A 20082-nucleotide genomic window follows, 5' to 3' on the forward strand; every position below is an offset into this window, starting at 1 on the left:
TGGTATCGCAATCTGCGTCGGCCGGTCGGATTCCATGCGGCGGTGACGGCGTTGGCGGGTGAGGGTTTCTCCGCGTTCACGGAGATCAGTGCTCACCCGGTGCTGGTGTCGGCGTTGAGTGATGCGGTGCCGGACGGGATCGTGTCGGGTTCCCTGCGCAGGGACGACGGCGGTCTGGACCGTTTCTACGCGGCTTTGGCGGAGGTGTATGTCGCGGGTGTTCCGGTGGACTGGACGCCGGCTTTCGGGCCGGACGCGCGTCCGGTCGCGGATCTACCGACGTATGCCTTCCAGCATGAGTCGTACTGGCTGGATGTTCCGGTGGTTCGGGCTGATGTGGTGGGGGCGGGGTTGGTGTCGGCGGAGCACCCGTTGTTGGGTGCGGTGGTCGAGTTGGCCGGTGACGGTGGGCTGGTGCTGACCGGGCGGCTGTCGTTGAAGGAACAGCCCTGGCTCGCCGATCACACCGTGCAGGGCACGGTGCTGCTGCCCGGCACCACCTTCGTGGAACTGGCCCTGCACGCCGCCGATCGGGCCGGCTGCGGTCATGTCGAGGAGCTGACGCTGGAGGCGCCCCTGCTGGTGCCCGAGGGCCGGGCCGTACAGGTCCAGGTGGCCGTGGGCGCGCCGGACGCGGAGGCCGACGCGGCGCGGCGGCAGGTGACGGTGCACTCCCGGCCGGTGGACGACGGCACCGACGAGACGCCGTGGACCAGGCACGCCTCGGGTGTGCTCGCGCCCGCGGAGGAGCAGCAGGCGCCCGGGGCGGAGTCGACCAGCTGGCCCCCGGCGGGTGCGGTCCCCGTCGATCTCGGAGGGTTCTACCCCGGACTGGCCGAGGCGGGACTTGAGTACGGTCCTGCCTTCCAGGGGCTGCGGGCGGCCTGGCGGCACGGTGACGACGTCTATGCCGAGGTTGCTCTGCCCGACGAGCAGCGAGAGCAGGCGGACCGGTTCGGCATCCACCCCGCCCTGCTCGACGCCGCCCTGCACACGGGGCTCGTCGGCGGTACGGACGACGAGGTGCGGCTGCCGTTCGCGTGGACCGGCGTCGCGCTGCACGCCGTCGGCGCGACGGCGCTGCGAGTGCACCTGCGGCCGGTGGGTGTCGGCGAGGTGTCGCTGACCGTGGCGGACGCGACCGGAGCGGTGGTGGCGACCGTGGAGTCGCTGATCAGCCGGCCCGTGTCCGCACGCCTCGACACCGGGGCCGGGGCCGCACTGCCCGACGGCCTCTTCGAGGTCGGCTGGACGGAGGTGAAGGCCGCCCCGGACGCCAGGGGCGCGATCACGTTCCTCGGGGAGGACACCCTCGGGATGGCGCACGGGCTGCGCGCGGCGGGCACCCAGGTGAGCTACGCCCAGGACCTGGAGGGCCTGGTCCCCGGCGCCGAGGCCACCGGCACCGCGCCCTCGACCGTCGTCGTGACCTGCGCGACGCAGGACACCACCGGTCCGGAGAACGTCCGGGCCGCTGCGGCACGGGCGCTGGAACTGCTGCGCCAGTGGCTCGCCGACGAGCGCTTCGACGCCGTACGTCTGCTCTTCCTGACCCGTGGCGCGGTCTCCGCGCGCATCGGGGAGGACGTCACCGACCTCGTCCACGCCCCGCTCTGGGGGCTGTTGCGCTCGGCTCAGTCCGAGCATCCCGGCCGCTTCGCGCTGGTGGACGTCGATGGGGCCTCGATCGCCGTGGGCGCCCTCCGCCTCGCTCTCGCGCTGGACGAGCCGCAACTTGCCCTGCGCCACGGCACCCCCTACGTACCGCGTCTGGCGCGTGCCGCCGGGGCCGGGCTGCGGGTTCCGGAGGTGGCGGCCTGGCGGCTGGACGTCACCGAGCCGGGAACGCTGGAGAACCTGGCGCTGCTTCCCGCTCCCGACGCGCAGGCGCCGTTGGGGGAGGGGCAGATCCGGGTCGCGGTGCGTGCGGCCGGGCTGAACTTCCGTGACGTGCTGATCAGCCTCGGCATGTACCCGGACAAGGCGACACCCGGTGGTGAGGCGGCCGGTGTGGTGACCGAAGTGGGTCCTGGAGTGACCGGGATCGTGCCGGGTGACCGTGTCATGGGTCTGATGCCGGGCGGCTTCGGTCCGCTCGTCACCGTCGACCACCGGCTGGTGGTCCCCGTACCCGAGGGCTGGTCGTTCACTCGGGCCGCGTCGGTGCCGGTGGTGTTCCTGACGGCGTTCTATGCGTTGCGGGATGTGGCGGGTGTGGTGCGGGGTGAGCGGGTGTTGGTGCATGCGGCTGCTGGTGGGGTGGGGATGGCGGCGGTGCAGTTGGCGCGGTATTGGGGGTTGGAGGTGTTTGCGACGGCGCATCCGTCGAAGTGGCCTGTGGTGGTGGCGTCGGGGGTGCCGGCGGAGCGGGTGGCTTCGTCGCGTGAGCTGGGTTTCGAGGAGCGGTTCGCCGGTGGTGTGGATGTGGTGGTGAACTCTCTGGCCCGGGAGTTCGTGGACGCGTCGTTGGGGTTGTTGGGTGCGGGTGGCCGGTTCGTGGAGATGGGGAAGACCGACATCCGTGATCCGGAGGAGGTCGCCAGCCGGTATCCGGGAGTCCGCTACCGCGCCTTCGACCTCGTCACGGACGCCGGGCTCGACCGCGTCCAGGCCATGCTCCGCGAACTGGTCTCCCTGTTCGAGGCGGGGGTGCTGGAGCCGTTGCCGGTGCTGGCGTGGGACGTGCGGCGGGCACCGGAGGCGTTCCGGTATCTGAGTCAGGCCCGGCATGTGGGCAAGGTGGTGCTGACGGTGCCCGCGCCGGTCGACCCCGAGGGGACGGTGCTCATCACCGGTGGCACCGGGACACTGGGTGCGTTGGTGGCCCGCCATGTGGTGACCGGGTGGGGTGTGCGGCACTTGCTGCTTCTGAGCCGGCGTGGTGCCGATGCGCCGGGTGCGGCGGAGTTGGTGGCGGAGCTCGGTGCTCTGGGTGCGCAGGTGGAAGTGGGTGTGTGTGACGCGGCGGACCGGGAGGCTCTGGCGGGTGTGCTGGAGGGTGTCGATCCGGCGCATCCTTTGACGGCGGTCGTCCACACCGCGGGTGTTCTGGACGACGCGACGATCGAGCATCTGTCGCCGGCTCGTGTGGACTCGGTGCTGCGTCCGAAGGCGGACGCGGCGTGGAACCTGCACGAACTCACCCGCCACCTCGACCTCTCCGCGTTCGTGCTGTTCTCCTCCGCGGCGGGCATTCTGGGCGGGCCCGGTCAGGGCAACTACGCCGCCGCCAACGCCTTCCTGGACGCCCTGGCGGCCCACCGCCGCGCGGCCGGACTGCCCGCGACCTCCCTCGCCTGGGGCCTGTGGGCCGAACGCAGCGGCATGACCGGACACTTGAGCGACGGCGACCTGGAGCGCATGGCGCGGGGCGGTATCGAACCCCTCACGACCGACCGCGCCCTCGCCCTCCTCGACGCGGCCACCGCGAGCGAGGCGTCCCTGCTGCTGCCGCTCGCGGTCGACCCGGTCGCCCTCTCCACGCACGCCGACGACGGCAACGCGGTGCCGCCCCTGCTCCGGGGATACGTACGACCCCGCAAGCGTCGCGCGGTGGCCCAGGGCCGGCTCGGAGCCGGCGGCACCACGGCGGACGGCGGTGACGCGCTGAAACAACGGTTGGGCGGACTGCCCGCCCCCGACCAGGAGCGGCTGTTGGTCGACCTCGTCCGCGGACATGCCTCCGCGGTGCTCGGTCACGCGACCCCCGACACCGTCGACCCGAACCGGGCGTTCAAGGAGCTGGGCTTCGACTCGCTGACGGCCGTCGAACTGCGCAACCGGCTCACCACCGTCACCGGACTGCGGCTGCCGGCCACCGTCGTCTTCAACCACCCGACACCGGCCGCGCTGGCACAGAAGCTCCGCGCGGAACTGATGCCGGAGCTCGGTGACGGCGGCACGGCCTCCGGGGCAACGGCTCCGGGATACGCGGACCTGGGCACCGACACCGACACCGACATCTACATCGGAAGCGACTCCGACCCCGAGCCCGACGCCGACTTCGACGCGATGGACGTCGCCCGGCTCGTCGAGCGTGCGCTCGGCGGAACTCAGTCCTGAACTGGCTCCCCGGAGCCGAAGGAGGCGTGCGGACAACGATGGGTGACTCGAACGCGCAGGTCGTCGAAGCGCTGCGGGCGTCACTGAAGGAGAACGAGCGGCTGCGGCAGCAGCAGCGACGGCTCGCGGCCGCGGCGACCGAACCGATCGCCATCGTCGCCATGAGCTGCCGGCTGCCCGGCGGCATCACGTCCCCCGAGGAGCTGTGGGACCTCGTCTCCTCGGGCGGCGACGCGATGTCGGGGTTCCCCACCGACCGCGGCTGGGACCTCGACAACCTCTTCGACGCCGACCCGGACACCCCCGGCACCAGCTACGTCCGCGAGGGCGGCTTCGTACACGGGCTGAGCGGGTTCGACGCGGCCTTCTTCGGTATCTCGCCGCGCGAGGCGGTCGCGATGGATCCGCAGCAGCGGCTGCTGCTGGAAGGGGCCTGGGAAGTCTTCGAACACGCCGGACTGCGGCCGGAGACACTCCGCGGCAGCAAGACCGGTGTCTTCGTCGGAGCCGGCGGCGCCGACTACGCCTCACTGCTCTCCGGGGCCGGCGAGGACGTAGAGGGCTACGTCGTCACCAGCAGCGCGGGCAGCGTGGCATCGGGCCGCCTCTCCTACACGTTCGGTCTCGAAGGCCCGGCGATCACCGTCGACACGGCGTGCTCGTCGTCCCTGGTCGCGCTGCACCTGGCGGCCCAGTCGCTACGGCAGCGCGAGTGCGACCTCGCCCTGGTCGGCGGTGTGGCCGTCATGGCGACGCCCGGGGGATTCGTGGAATTCTCGCGGCAGCGCGGGATGGCGGAGGACGGCCGCTGCAAGGCGTTCGCCGACGCGGCGGACGGCACCGGCTGGGGTGAGGGCGTCGGCGTGCTCCTGGTGGAGCGGTTGTCGGACGCACGGCGCAAGGGTCATCGGGTGCTGGCGGTGGTGCGGGGCAGCGCGGTCAACCAGGACGGCGCCTCCAACGGCCTCACCGCCCCCAACGGCCCGTCCCAGGAACGCGTCATCCGGCAGGCGCTGGCCGACGCGAGGCTCGAAGCCGCCGACGTGGACGCCGTGGAGGCCCACGGCACCGGCACGGTCCTCGGCGACCCCATCGAAGCCGAGGCGCTGCTCGCCACGTACGGGCGGGGGCGGCCGGCGGACCGGCCGCTGTGGCTGGGTTCGCTGAAGTCGAACATCGGGCATGCGCAGGCGGCTGCCGGGGTGGCCGGCGTCATCAAGACGGTACTGGCACTACGGCACCAGCTCCTGCCGCGCACCCTCCACGTTGACGCCCCGACCCGCAAGGTCGACTGGTCGACCGGCCAGGTGGAGCTGTTGACGGAAGAACGCTCCTGGCCCCGGACCGGGCAGCGGGTGCGCAGGGCCGGTGTGTCGTCGTTCGGCGTCTCCGGAACGAACGCGCACGTCATCCTGGAAGAGGCGCCCGACGCGGAGCAGCCCGGGGAAGCCGTCACCCCCACCCGCCTCCCGCTCCCCTTCCTCCTGTCCGCCAAGACCCCGGCCGCGCTGCGCGAGCAGGCCACCCGGCTCGGTGACTTCCTCACCACCCACCCCACCACCAGCCTCACCGACGTCGGCTTCACCCTGGCGACGGGCCGAACCGCCTTCGGACACCGGGCCGTGCTGCTGGGCACAGCCGGCGAGGACACGCTCCGTGCCCTGAGCGCCGTGCGCGCCGACGAGGACCTGCCCGGCATCGTGACCGGCTCCGGTGCGACGGCGACTCCACCGCGTGGTGTGTGGGTGTTTCCGGGTCAGGGGTCGCAGTGGGTGGGGATGGGGTTGGAGCTGGCGGGGTCGGTGCCTGCTTTTGCTGATGAGTTGCGGGCGTGTGGTGAGGCATTAAGTCCGTTCGTGGACTGGGAGTTGTCCGACGTTCTGGGGGATGTGGGGGCGTTGGAGCGGGTGGATGTGGTGCAGCCGGTGTTGTGGGCGGTGATGGTGTCGTTGGCGGCTGCGTGGCGTTCGTTCGGTGTGGTTCCGGCTGCTGTGGTGGGTCACAGTCAGGGGGAGATTGCGGCGGCGACGGTGGCGGGTGTGTTGTCGCGTGAGGACGGGGCGCGGGTTGTTGCGTTGCGGGCTCGGGCGATTGCGGGTGGTCTGGCGGGTCGGGGTGGGATGGCGTCGGTGGCGCTGCCGGCGGAGGAGGTCCGTGCCCTGATCGCCGATCGTGCGGGTGTGGAGGTGGCGGCGGTCAATGGTCCGGCGCAGACGGTTGTGTCGGGCGATGACGTGGCGGGGTTGGTTGCGGAGTGTGAGGCGCGGGGTGTGTGGGCGCGGGTGATCCCGGTGGACTACGCCTCGCACTGCGTGCATGTGGAGGAGATCGAGGAGGAGCTGGCGGGCCTGCTGGCGGACGTGCGTCCCCAGCCTGCCGAGATCGCGATGTTCTCCACGGTGGACGGTGGTGGCTGGGTGGAGGGTCCGGAGCTGGACGGCGGTTACTGGTATCGCAATCTGCGTCGGCCGGTCGGATTCCATGCGGCGGTGACGGCGTTGGCGGGTGAGGGTTTCTCCGCGTTCACGGAGATCAGTGCTCATCCGGTGCTGGTGTCGGCGTTGAGTGATGCGGTGCCGGACGGGATCGTGTCGGGTTCCCTACGGCGTGACGACGGCGGTCTGGACCGCTTCTACACCGCTTTGGCGGAGGTGTATGTCGCGGGTGTTCCGGTCGACTGGACGCCTGCCTTCGGGCCGGACGCGCGTCCGGTCGCGGACCTACCGACCTACGCCTTCCAGCACCAGCCCTACTGGCTCGACACGGCCCCCTCGCGTGCCGACGTCAGTACGGCCGGGCTGGTGGCCACCGAGCATGCCTTTCTCCGGGCGGCGGTCTCGCAGGCGGCGTCCGGTGAGGAGTTGCTGACCGGGCGGCTGTCCTTGAAAGAGCACCCGTGGCTCGCCGATCACGCCGTCCAGGGCACCGCCCTCCTTCCCGGGACAGCCTTCGTCGAACTCGCCCTCTACGCCGCGCAGTACGTGGGGCTGGACGCGGTCGAGGACCTGACCCTGGAGGCGCCGCTCCTGCTCACGGAGGGGGAGACGATCGACGTTCAGGTGGCGGTCGGTCCCGTCGATGAGGGTGGTCGGCGTGGGGTGTCGGTGTTCGCGCGGGTGGGTGAGGGTGTGCCGTGGGTGCGGCATGCGGTGGGTGTGGTGGTGCCGGTTGGTTCGGATGGTTCGGGTGGTGAGGTTGCGGGGTTGGAGGTGTGGCCGCCGGAGGGTGCGGAGCGGTTGGTGACGGAGGGGTTGTACGAGGGGTTGGCGGAGGGGGGTTACGGGTACGGGCCGGCGTTCCGGGGGTTGCGGGCGGCGTGGCGGCGTGGTGGCGATCTCTTTGCCGAGGTCGTGTTGCCAGGGGAGTCGGCGTCGGGTGAGTTTCTGGTGCATCCGGCGTTGTTGGACGCAGCGCTGCATGTGATGGGCGTCGATGCCGGTGAGGCCGGTGGTGCCGGTGCCGGTGGGGTGCAGTTGCCGTTCAGCTGGAACGACGTGCGCGTGCATGCCACGGGTGCGACGACCCTCCGCGTACACCTCTCCCGCACCGCCCCCGACGCTCCTCTCACGATCCTGATGGCCGACGCCGCGGGGCGTGCCGTACTGACCGTCGGAGCACTGGCCACCCGGCCTCTCGCCGAGGGCGGACTGTCACGCCAGGACGCCGAGGGACGGCTGCGGGACGCGCTGTTCCGCGTGGACTGGACGGAGACGCCGGCGACCGGCACCGCACCGGACCGGGTCGGTCTCCTGGGCCCGGACGCGTTCGGACTGACCGACGCACTGCGCGGCACCGGGACCGAGGTGGTGCCGTACGGGGACATGACCGCCGTACGAGAGGCGGCGCGGGCCGACGGGCTGCCGGAGACCGTGCTGTGCGCCGTGCTGCCCCCGCAGGGCGGAGCCCCCGTGCAGGCGACGTACGACTCCACCCGTCGTGTTCTCGCCCTGGCACAGGAGTGGCTGACGGACGAACTGCCGCCGGAGGCACGGCTGGTGGTCGTGACGGCCGACGGCGTGACCGAACCACCGGACAGCCGGACCGACGACCGCGCACTGGCCGATGCCGCCGCCCGCGCGCTGCTGCGGACGGCGCAGTCCGAGCAGCCCGGCCGGGTGGCACTGGTGGACCTGGGCCGCGACTGGTCGGCCGCCGTGCTGGCCGGCGCACTGGGCCACGCGGACGAACCCGAGCTGGCCGTGTGCGCCGAACGCCTGTTCACGCGTCGTCTGGCGCGTGCCGCCGGGGCCGGGCTGCGGGTTCCGGAGGTGGCGGCCTGGCGGCTGGACGTCACCGAGCCGGGAACCCTGGAGAACCTGGCGCTGCTTCCCGCTCCCGACGCGCAGGCGCCGTTGGGGGAGGGGCAGATCCGGGTCGCGGTGCGTGCGGCCGGGCTGAACTTCCGTGACGTGCTGATCAGCCTCGGCATGTACCCGGGTACGGCCCGGCTCGGCACCGAGGGCGCCGGAGTGGTGACCGAGGTGGGGCCCGGCGTCCCCGACCTCGCGCCCGGTGACCGGGTCATGGGCCTGTTCTCCGGCGGCTTCGGCCCGTACGCCGTCGCGGACCGCCACACCGTCGTGCGGGTCCCGGAGGGCTGGTCGTTCACTCGGGCCGCGTCGGTGCCGGTGGTGTTTTTGACGGCGTTCTATGCGTTGCGGGATGTGGCGGGTGTGGTGCGGGGTGAGCGGGTGTTGGTGCATGCGGCTGCTGGTGGGGTGGGGATGGCGGCGGTGCAGTTGGCGCGGCACTGGGGGTTGGAGGTGTTCGCGACGGCGCATCCGTCGAAGTGGCCTGCGGTGGTGGCGTCGGGGGTGCCGGCGGAACGGGTGGCTTCGTCGCGTGAGCTGGGTTTCGAGGAGCGGTTCGCCGGTGGTGTGGATGTGGTGGTGAACTCTCTGGCCCGGGAGTTCGTGGACGCGTCGTTGGGGTTGTTGGGTGCGAGTGGTCGGTTCGTGGAGATGGGGAAGACCGACATCCGTGATCCGGAGGAGGTCGCCGGCCGGCATCCGGGAGTCCGCTACCGCGCCTTCGACCTGTACGAAGCGGGCCCCGAACGGTTGCAGCAGATACTTCAGGAACTGGTCTCCCTGTTCGAGGCGGGGGTGCTGGAGCCGTTGCCGGTGCTGGCGTGGGACGTGCGGCGGGCACCGGAGGCGTTCCGGTATCTGAGTCAGGCCCGGCATGTGGGCAAGGTGGTGCTCACGGTGCCCGCGCCGGTCGACCCCGAGGGCACGGTGCTCATCACCGGTGGCACCGGGACGCTGGGCGCGCTCGTCGCCCGGCATGTGGTGACCGGGTGGGGTGTGCGGCACTTGCTGCTGCTGAGCCGGCGTGGTGCCGATGCGCCGGGTGCGGCGGAGTTGGTGGCGGAGCTCGGTGCTCTGGGAGCGCAGGTGGGGGTGCGTGTGTGTGACGCGGCGGACCGGGAGGCTCTGGCGGGTGTGCTGGAGGGTGTCGATCCGGCGCATCCTTTGACGGCGGTCGTCCACACCGCGGGTGTCCTGGACGACGCGACGATCGAGCATCTGTCGCCGGCTCGTCTGGACTCGGTGCTGCGTCCGAAGGCGGACGCGGCGTGGAACCTGCACGAACTCACCCGCCACCTCGACCTCTCCGCCTTCGTGCTGTTCTCCTCCGTCGCCTCGACGTTCGGCAACCGGGGTCAGGGCAACTACGCTGCCGCCAACGCCTTCCTGGACGCCCTCGCGGCCCACCGCCGCGCCGCCGGACTGCCCGCGACCTCCCTCGCCTGGGGCCTGTGGGCCGAACGCAGCGGCATGACCGGACACCTCGACGCCGTGGACCTGCGGCGTATGGCGCAGGGCGGTGTGCGGCCCCTGTCCAGTGGCGAGGGGCTGGCGCTGCTCGACGCCGGGGCACGGGCCGCGGACGCGGCGCTCGTGCCGGTACGGCTGGACCTGGCCGTGCTCGCCGCACAGGGGCGGGACGGCACGCTGCCGCCGCTGCTGCGCGGCCTGGTCCGCACACCGTCGAAGCGGACCGTGCGCGCGGCTGCCGGGGGCACGGGAGGCGCGGAGGGCGGTCTCGCCGAGCGGCTGGCCGGTCTGGCTGCGGCCGACGCCGAACGGTCGCTGCTGGACCTCGTACGGACCCACGTGGCCGCCGTGCTCGGGCACGCGTCGGCGGACGACGTGGAGGCGCTGCGCACCTTCAAGGAGGCCGGGTTCGACTCCCTGACGGCGGTCGAGCTGCGCAACCGGCTGACCACGGCCACCGGACTGCGCCTGCCCGCCACCCTCGTCTTCGACCACCCGACACCGCAGGCGCTCGCCGACCACCTGGTCGCACGGCTGCCGGAGCGGCGCGGCGAGACCGCCCCCGCCCGGCCGCCCGCGCCCGTCGCGGCGGCCCCGTCGTCCGACGATCCGGTCGTGATCGTCGCCGCGAGCTGCCGCTTCCCCGGCGGGGTGGGGTCACCGGAGGACCTGTGGGACCTCGTCGCCGACGGCCGACACGGCATCTCCGACTTCCCCGCCGACCGCGGCTGGGACGTCGACGCCCTGTACGACGCCGATCCGGGGCGGCGCGGGCGGACGTACACCCGCTCGGGCGGGTTCCTCGAGGAGGTGGCGGAGTTCGACCCGTCCCTGTTCGGGATCTCGCCGCGTGAGGCGCTGGCGATGGATCCGCAGCAGCGGCTGCTCCTGGAGACCTCCTGGGAGGCGTTCGAGCGGGCCGGTATCGATCCGGGGTCGCTGCGCGGCAGCGGCACGGGCGTCTTCGTCGGCGCCAGCGGGGCCGACTACGTCTCGCTGGGGGCCGGAGCCCCGGAGGAGGTGGAGGGCTACCTCGGCATCGGCAGCGCGGGGAGCGTCGCCTCCGGACGGCTGGCATACACCTTCGGTCTGGAGGGCCCGGCCGTCACCGTGGACACCGCATGCTCGTCGGCGCTGGTCGCCCTGCACCTGGCTGCCCAGTCGCTGCGCCAGGGCGAGTGCGACCTCGCCCTGGCGGCCGGCGTCACCGTGATGGCCACCCCCAGCCTCTTCGTGGAGTTCTCGCGGCAGCGCGGACTCTCCCCCGACGGGCAGTGCAAGGCGTTCGCCGACGCCGCCGACGGGGCGGGCTTCGCGGAGGGGGCCGGGACGCTGCTGCTGGAGCGCTTGTCGGACGCGCGGCGCAAGGGTCATCGGGTGCTGGCGGTGGTGCGGGGCAGCGCGGTCAATCAGGACGGTGCGTCGAACGGTCTGACGGCGCCGAACGGGCCGTCGCAGGAGCGGGTGATCCGGCAGGCGCTGGCCAACGCGCGGCTGGCGCCGGGTGACGTGGACGTGGTCGAGGCGCACGGTACGGGTACGCGGCTCGGCGATCCGATCGAGGCGCAGGCGCTGCTGGCCACGTACGGGCAGGACCGTGCGGGCGGCGAGCCGCTGTGGCTCGGTTCCGTGAAGTCGAACATCGGGCACACCCAGGCGGCCGCGGGCGCGGCCGGTGTCATCAAGATGGTGATGGCGCTCCAGCACGAGGCACTGCCGCGCACCCTGCACGTCGACGCGCCGACAAGCCATGTCGACTGGTCGGCGGGCGCGGTCGAGCTGCTCACCGAGGGGCGTGACTGGCCGCGCACCGAGCACCGGGTCCGCCGCGTCGGGGTGTCGTCGTTCGGCATCAGCGGTACCAACGCGCACGTCGTCCTCGAAGAGGCCCCCGGCCTCCGGTCGGTAGCGTCCGAGGCACCTGAGGCGGCGAAGGGGGAGGAGACCGGAATCCCCGCAAGGGAGACCGGAGTCCCCGCCCCCTGGATACTCTCCGCCGCCACCGAGGAGGCCGTCCGCGCCCAGGCCCGCCGCCTGCACGACCACCTGGCGACCCGCCCCGACCTCACCCCGCGGGACGTCGGGTACGCGCTGGCCCGGCACCGCGCCCGGCTGGAGCACACGGCGGTCGTCGTCGGACACGGACGCGAGCAACTCCTCGCCGCCTGCGCGGACCTCGCCTCCGGTACGTACACGGCCGCCGCCACCCTGGTGCGGCCCGGGCAGCCACAGGGCGGGACGGCGTTCCTGTTCACCGGCCAGGGCAGCCAGCGGCCCGGCATGGGCGGCGAACTGCACGCCGTTTTCCCCGTGTTCGCCGAAGCGCTCGACGAGGCGTGCGCCCACCTCGACCCGCACCTCGACCGGCCGCTGCGGGACCTGATGTTCGCCGGGCCGGGCAGCGACGAGGCGGCGGCTGCGCTGCTGGACCGCACCGAGTACACCCAGCCCGCCCTGTTCGCCTTCGAGGTGGCCCTGTACCGGCAGTTCACGGCCTGGGGAGTGCGCCCCGACTTCCTCATCGGACACTCGGTCGGCGAACTCGCTGCCGCACACGTGGCCGGAGTGCTCCCGCTCGCCGACGCGGCCGCCCTGATCGCCGCCAGGGGACGGCTCATGGGCGCCCTGCCCCCGGGCGGAGCCATGCTCTCCGTACGGGCCGGCGAGACCGAGGTGGCCGAACTCATCGCCCAGGGAGACGAGTCCGGGCAGCGCGTGGGCATCGCGGCCGTCAACGGGCCCGCCGCCACCGTCGTCTCCGGCGACGAGGACGCCGTACTGAGGCTCGCCGAGACCGCCCGCGGACACGGCTGGAAGACCGCCCGGCTGCGGGTCAGCCACGCCTTCCACTCACCGCACATGGACGCCGTCCTCGACGACTTCCGGCAGGTGGCGTCCGGACTGTCGTACGCCGAGCCCACCATCCCCGTCGTGTCCAACCTGACCGGCGAGCCGGTCGACCGGGGCGAGATGTCCGGCCCCGGATACTGGGTGCGGCACGCCAGGGAAGCCGTCCGGTTCCACGACGGAGTACGCCGGCTGCACCGCGCAGGGGTTCGCCGCTTCGTCGAGCTCGGCCCCGACGCCGTACTGTCCACGATGGCCCAGGAGAGCGTCGGCGAGGCGACCCGGCGCGACCGGCGCGCCTTCCTCCCCGTACAGCGCCGCACCCGCGGCGAGGCGGCCTCGCTCGTCTCCGCCGTGGCCCAGGTGCACGCCTGGCACGGTTCGGTCGACTGGGCGGCGGTACTGCCGGCGGCCCGGGCCGCCGAGCTGCCCACCTACGCGTTCCAGCGGCAGCGCTACTGGCTCGATCCCGCGCCGGCCGACGCGGCGCCCGGCGCCGCACCCGGGCACGCGCTCGGGCCCATCGCGGGAGCCGCCGCCCGCACTGCCGTGGCCGGCGTCGACGGACCGCCCGGGGCGGGCCACGCTCCGGACCGAGGGGCGCGACTGCGCGGACTGCCCGCCGCCGAAAGGCCCGCCGCCGTCCTTGCCCTCGTGCGCGACAGCGCCGCCGGCATCCTCGGCCACCCCTCGGCCGACGCCGTGGACCCCGACCGCGAACTGCTGGAGCTGGGCTTCGACTCCCTCACCGCGGTGGAACTCCGCGACCACCTCGCCTCGGCCACCGGCACCGACCTGCCCACCACCCTCCTGTTCGACCATCCCACCTGCGCCGACATCGCCGAGCACCTGCTGACCCGGCTCTCCGCCGACGGTGCGACCGGCACGGCCGACAGCGGCATCGCCGACCTGTACTGGTCGGCCAACGACGCCGGACAGTACGAAGCGGCCACCGGGCTGCTCCGCGCCGTGGCCGCGCTGCGCCCCGCCTTCGACGAGGACACCGCGGACCGGCACGCCCCGCGACCGCTGCGGCTGGCCCGGGGCGACGCCCGGCCCGCCCTGGTCTGTCTGCCGTCCTTCAGCCCGGCGTCCGGACCGCACGAGTACGCCCGGTTCGCCGCGGCGCTCCGCGGCGACCGCGAGGTGTGGGCCCTGCCCGAACCCGGGTTCCTCGACGGACAGGCGCTGCCCGCCGACGTCGACGCCCTGGTGGCCGCCCACGCCCACGCGCTGGCGGCGGACGGTCCGGGAACCGCTCCCGTACTGGTCGGCCGCTCGGCGGCCGGCTGGATCGCCCACGCCCTCGCCGCCCGCCTGGAGGCGGAGGGCCGGCCCGCCGCCGCCCTGGTGCTGCTCGACACCTACTCACCCGGCGCGCTGGCCCGCCGCGACTGGGTCCGCACCGCCATGACCCGCGCGACCTCCGGCCGGGAGAGCGCCCTCGTCCTGCGCAACGAGACCCGCCTGGCGGCCACCGGAGGCTACGACCGGATCTTCACCGGCTGGGCGCCGGGCCCCCTGCGGACACCGACCCTGCTCGTGCGCGCCGCCGACCCGTTCTCCACCGAACTGCCCGGCCTCGCAGAGGAGTTCGGCGACTGGACGGCCGCCTGGGAACCGACGCACGACGCCGTCACCGTCCCCGGCACCCACTTCACCATCCTCGAAGAACGCTCCGCGGACACGGCCGGGGCGGTCGAGGACTGGCTGACGACGACGGCCCGCACGACGACGGCCCGCACAGCATCGGCCGCACCGGCCAACCCGGCCACCTCTCGGAAGGACAAGTCATGAAGACGGTCGTCGTCGGCGCAGGCATCGGAGGACTCGCCGCCGCGCTCGGACTGATCCGGTCCGGCGCTCAGGTCGAGGTGTACGAACGCGGCGACCGGCTACGGACCGGAGGCAACGGCGTCATCCTCTGGCCCGGCGCCACCGGAATCCTCAGCGAACTGGGCGTCGACACCAAGGAGTTCGGCAAGCCCATGCACCGGGGAGAGCTGCTCACCCAGGACGGCACGCTGCTGGTGTGGACGGACATGCGGCAGGTCAGCGAGGCCTACGGCCACGACACGCTGCTCGTGCCGCGCGGCGGCGTCGTCGAACGGCTCGGTGCCGCCCTCCCGGAGGGCACCGTCCGCTTCGGCAGGCACTGCACCGGAGTACGGCCCGTCGCTTCCGGAGGGGCGCTGGTCTCCTTCGCCGACGGCAGCGAGGTCCACGCCGACGTCGTGATCGGCGCCGACGGCTTCCGCTCCGCGCTGCGCCGCACCCTCCACCCCGGCAGCGTCGCCCGCTACACCGGCGTCGCCACCTGGCACGGCATCACCCCGCCCCCGCCGGGACCGCTCACGGCACTCGCCGACAGCCACACCGTGCGCACCTACTTCGGCCGCCTCGGCATCTTCGTCGTCCACTCCGTGGGCGACGGCCTCCTGCACTGGGCCTTCGAGGGCCCCTGGCGTCCCCCCACCGCCGACGACGGAACGGCCGAGGCCCCGCGCACCCCGCAGATCCCGCTGCTCCGCCGCTGGTTCGGCGACTGGGACCCGGCCGCCGCGGCCGTCCTCGACGCCGTCGACGAGGACGACGTCCACGTCTTCCCGCACGCTCTGCACGACGTGCTCCGCCAGTGGGGCCGCGGCCCCCTCACGCTCATGGGGGACGCCGCCCACGCCATCCCGCCCCGTGCGGGAATGGGCGCCAACCAGGCCCTGGAGGACGCCTGGGTCCTCAGCCACGCCCTCACCGACGGACGGCACGACCCCGAGGCGGCCCTGCGCGGCTACGAGGCCGCACGCGTCCGGCGCGTGCGCCGGGTCGCCGGCAGCGCACGCTGGATGAGCCGCAGCAACAACATGCTGCTCATGCTGCGGCTGATCCGCCGGGCCGTGCCCATGAACAAGCTCACCCACGCCAACGTCCGGGGCAGCAGCAACTACCTCAACGGCCACCGTTTCACACCGGCCGGCTCCTGATCCCACGGCCCGGCACGACGACCAACCGACGAAGACACCCACCAGCGCCACGATGGAGACGGGGACATGCTGCGTTCCGAGTTGATCCGGCCCCTGCCCGAACTGCTCGCGGACCGGGCGGCACAGCACGGCGCCAAGGTCGCCTACCGCGACGCCCACCGCGCGGTCACCTACGCCGAGCTGAACGACCGCACCCGCAGGCTCGCGGGCCACCTCTCCGGGCGGAGGGCGGCCGGCGAACGGGCCGTGCTCCTCATGGGCAACCGCGTCGAGGTCGTCGAGGGTTATCTGGCGATCACCCGCGCCGCGCTGGTGGGCGTACCGGTCAACCCGCAGTCCTCGGACGCCGAACTCGCCCACCTGCTCTCCGACTCGGGCGCCCGCACCGTCCTCACCGACCGGCTCCGCCTCGACCAGGTGCGCCGGGTCGCCGCCTCCCTCGGCCTGGACCTCCTCACGGTCGTCACCGATTCGGAACCGCGAGAGCGGGAGCCCGGAGGCGACCCCGGCGGGTCCGTCGCGTCCTTCGAGGACTGGGCCACCCACGAACCGGACACCGCCGCCCGCGACGACCTGGACCTCGACGCCGTCGCCTGGCAGCTCTACACCTCCGGCACCACGGGCAGCCCCAAGGGCGTGCTCTCCACCCAGCGCTCCTGCCTGTGGTCCGTCGCCGCCTCCTACGCGCCCGTCCTCGGCCTCTGTGAGGACGACGAGGTGCTGTGGCCGCTGCCCCTGCACCACAGCCTCGCCCACGTCCTGTGCGTGCTCGGCGTCACCGCCACCGGCGCCACCGCCCACCTCATGAGCGCCTTCTCCGCAGAGGAGGTCTCGGCCGCCCTCGCCGACCGCCCGTACACGATGCTCGTCGGCGTCCCCACGATGTACCACTACCTGCTCCACCACGGCCCCGCCACCGGCGCCCTCGCCCGCGCCACGCCCCGGGTCGGCCTGTGCACCGGAGCCGTCGCCTCCGCCGCCCTGGTCGACGAGGTCGAACGCACCCTCGGCCTGCCCCTCGTCGACAGCTACGGCTCCACCGAGACCTGCGGCGCGATCACCATGACCCGGCCCGGCGAACAGCGCCCGGCCGGCACCTGCGGCCGTGCCGTCCCCGGCCTCTCCCTGCGTCTGGTCGACCCCGACAGCGGCCGGGACACCGAAACCGGAGCCGAGGGCGAGGTATGGGTCAAGGGCCCCAACCTCATGAACGGTTACCACGGCCTGCCCGAGGTCACCGCGGCCACCGTCCGCGACGGCTGGTACCGCACCGGGGACCTCGGACGACTCGACGACAACGGCTACCTGACCATCACCGGACGCCTGAAGGACCTCATCATCCGGGCCGGTGAGAACATCCACCCCGCCGAGATCGAGGACATCCTCCGCCAGGCACTGGACGGCACCGGCACCGCCGTCGACCTCGCCGTCGCCGGTGAACCCGACGAGATCCTCGGCGAGGTACCCGTCGCCTACTTCGCCGCACCCCCCGGCACCCCCGTCCCCACCGATCGGCTGCTCGCCGCCTGCCGGGAGAAGCTGGCCCACTTCAAGGTGCCCGAGCGCCTCTACGCCACCCCCGTCATCCCCCGTACCGGCTCCGGCAAGGTCATGCGGCACGCCCTGCGCGAGCGCCCCGCACGCCTGCTCGCCGTCCGGACCGCCCAGCACCCCGCCCTCCGGCACGTGACCTGGCGCGAACAGCCCCTGCCCGCCACCGACACCGCTTCCGTCTCCGACCCGGCGGCCCGCTCCCTCGCGGTCCTCGGCGACGACGACCTCGGCCTGAGCGGCCACGGGATCGCGGTCCACGCCGACCTCGACGCCCTGCGCGCCGCCCTCGACGCCGGAGCCCCCCTGCCCGGCACCGTCCTCGTGCCGTGCCTGACCGACGCCGTCGACGGCACGGACTTCGCGGGCGCCGTCGCCACCGCCGCAGAACGCGCCGCGCACCTCACCCGCGCCTGGCTCGCCGAGCCGCGCTTCGCCCCGGCCCGCCTGGTCTTCGTCACCCGCCGGGTCGTCTTCGCCGGCCCCGACGAGGACGTGTCCGGCCTCGTCCCCGCCCTGACCTGGGGTGTCGTCCGGACGGCGATGGCCGCACACCCCGGCCGCCTCGGCCTGCTCGACCTCGACGACGACCAGCCGGACCCCGACGTCCTGGCCGCGTTCGCCGCCTCCGGCACACCCCAGGCCGCACTCCGCGGCGGCATCCCGCGCGTCCCCGAACTGGTCCCGGGTCCCGTCGCGGACACCCCTCGCACCGAGCGGGACTGGACCGGGGGCACCGTCCTTCTCGTAGGACCCGCCGCCGACCGGGCGGGCGCGCTCGCCCGTCACCTCGTCGGCGCGTACGGCGCCCGCGACCTCCTCCTCGCGGAGGCGGGGCCCGGAGCCGAGGAACTCGCCGCCGAACTTGCCGCGCAGGGCGCCTCCGTCACCGTCACCACCGCGTCCCCGGCCGACCCCCAGGCCCTCGCCGAAGCCCTCGCCGCCCTCCCCGACGACCGGCCGCTCATCGCAGTCCTCCATGTCGCCGACCTGCCCGACGGGCGGGTCGAGGGGCCGCTCACCCTGCACGTCCTCACCCGCACGCTGCCGCTCACCGCGTTCGTCGTCTTCACCACCCCGCCCGCGGACATCACCGATCCCGGCGACCCGGACGCCCCCCGCCGCGCAGCCGCGCAGGCGTTCCTCGACGTCCTCGCCCAGCACCGGCGCGCCCAGGGCGGCCACGGCCTCTCCCTGGTGTGGGAGGACGCCGCGGACGCCGCGCTCCCCGGCCGCACCGCGCTCGACCAACTGGACGCCGCGCTGGCCCAGGACGCCGCACTCACCGTGGCCCTCCACGCCGACGACCCCGCCCGCCATCTCGGCACCCCGGCGCCGTCCGGAACAGCGGAACCCGGCGCCCCGATCCTCGACCTGAGCGACGCCGGCCACGCCGAGCGACTGCGGCTCCTGACCGACCTCGTCCGCACCGAGACCGCCGCGATCCTCGGCCTCCCCGGACCGGACACCCTCGACGACGACCTGCCGTTCAAGGACCTCGGACTCGGCTCCAAGGCCGCAGTCGCCCTCCACGCCAGGCTGAAGGCGGCCACCGGAGCGGCCGCCCTCCCCGTCACCGCGGCCTTCGACCACCCCACCCCGGCCCGGCTCGCCGAGGAACTCCACCACCTCCTCTCCGGCACCCGGCGCTCCGCCCTCGCCCCGGCGCGCCCGGACACCGGCCCGGCCGCCAGCGCCACCGGTGACCCGATCGCCATCGTCGGCATGAGCTGCCGGCTCCCCGGAGGGATCGACAGCCCCGAGGCACTGTGGCGGCTCGTGGCCGACGGGCGGGACGCCGTGGGCGACTTCCCCACGGACCGTGGCTGGGACCTGGACCACCTCTTCGACGCCGACCCGGACACCCCCGGCACCAGTTACACCCGGCAGGGCGGGTTCCTGCACGACGCGGCCGGTTTCGACGCCGGGTTCTTCGGGATCTCGCCGCGTGAGGCGCTGGCGATGGATCCGCAGCAGCGGCTGCTCCTGGAGACCTCCTGGGAGGCCGTCGAACGCGCAGGCATCGACGCACGGACCCTGCGGGGCAGCCGCACCGGCGTCTTCGCCGGCGTGATGTTCCACGACTACGCCACCGGAGACGTCCGCGTGCCGGACGGCGCGGAAGGCTACCTCGGCACCGGCAGCGCGGGCAGTGTGGCGTCGGGTCGCCTCTCCTACACGTTCGGTCTCGAAGGCCCGGCGATCACCGTCGACACGGCGTGCTCGTCGTCCCTGGTCGCCCTCCACCTCGCCGCTCAGTCCCTGCGGCAGGGCGAGTGCGACCTCGCCCTCGCCGGCGGAGTCGCCGTCATGTCGACGCCGGGCGTCTTCGTCGAGTTCTCCCGCCAGCGGGGGCTGGCGGCGGACGGCCGCTGCAAGTCCTTCTCCGACTCCGCCGACGGTACCGGCTGGAGTGAGGGCGTCGGCGTGCTGCTGCTGGAGCGGTTGTCGGACGCGCGGCGCAACGGGCACCGGGTGCTGGCGGTGGTGCGGGGCAGCGCGGTCAACCAGGACGGCGCCTCCAACGGCCTCACCGCCCCCAACGGTCCCTCTCAGGAACGCGTCATCCGCCAGGCCCTCGCCGGCGCCGGCCTGCGCCCGCGCGACGTGGACGCCGTGGAGGCGCACGGCACCGGCACGGTCCTCGGCGACCCCATCGAGGCACGCGCCCTGCTGGCCACGTACGGCCAGGACCGCCACGACGACGGACAGCCGCTGTGGCTGGGTTCGCTGAAGTCGAACATCGGGCATGCGCAGGCGGCTGCCGGGGTGGCCGGCGTGATCAAGATGGTGATGGCGTTGCGGCATGAGGTGTTGCCGCGGACGTTGCATGTCGGGTTGCCGTCGAGTCGGGTGGACTG

The 20082-nt window shown here is 73.5% G+C and carries 4 protein-coding genes; all 4 read left to right on the top strand.

Annotated features, from left to right (window positions below):
• Positions 1-42: 42 nt before the first annotated feature.
• On the top strand, positions 43-4062 hold the full coding sequence (locus ACIGO6_RS40685; protein ID WP_399885676.1) for an SDR family NAD(P)-dependent oxidoreductase: 4020 nt from the start codon (positions 43-45) through the stop codon (positions 4060-4062).
• 38 nt (positions 4063-4100) lie between these two features.
• Positions 4101-14486, top strand: coding sequence for an SDR family NAD(P)-dependent oxidoreductase (locus ACIGO6_RS40690; RefSeq protein WP_399885678.1), 10386 nt, complete (start codon positions 4101-4103; stop codon positions 14484-14486).
• Positions 14483-15670, top strand: a complete 1188-nt coding sequence (locus tag ACIGO6_RS40695) for an FAD-dependent oxidoreductase (protein WP_399885680.1) — start codon at positions 14483-14485, stop codon at positions 15668-15670. Before ACIGO6_RS40690 ends, ACIGO6_RS40695 begins: the two co-directional genes overlap by 4 nt.
• 66 nt (positions 15671-15736) lie before the next feature.
• The coding region (locus tag ACIGO6_RS40700; protein ID WP_399885682.1) for a beta-ketoacyl synthase N-terminal-like domain-containing protein at positions 15737-20082 on the top strand (4346 nt) is incomplete at its 3' end.

The organism is Streptomyces sp. NPDC053750 (assembly GCF_044544295.1).
GTDB lineage: Bacteria > Actinomycetota > Actinomycetes > Streptomycetales > Streptomycetaceae > Streptomyces.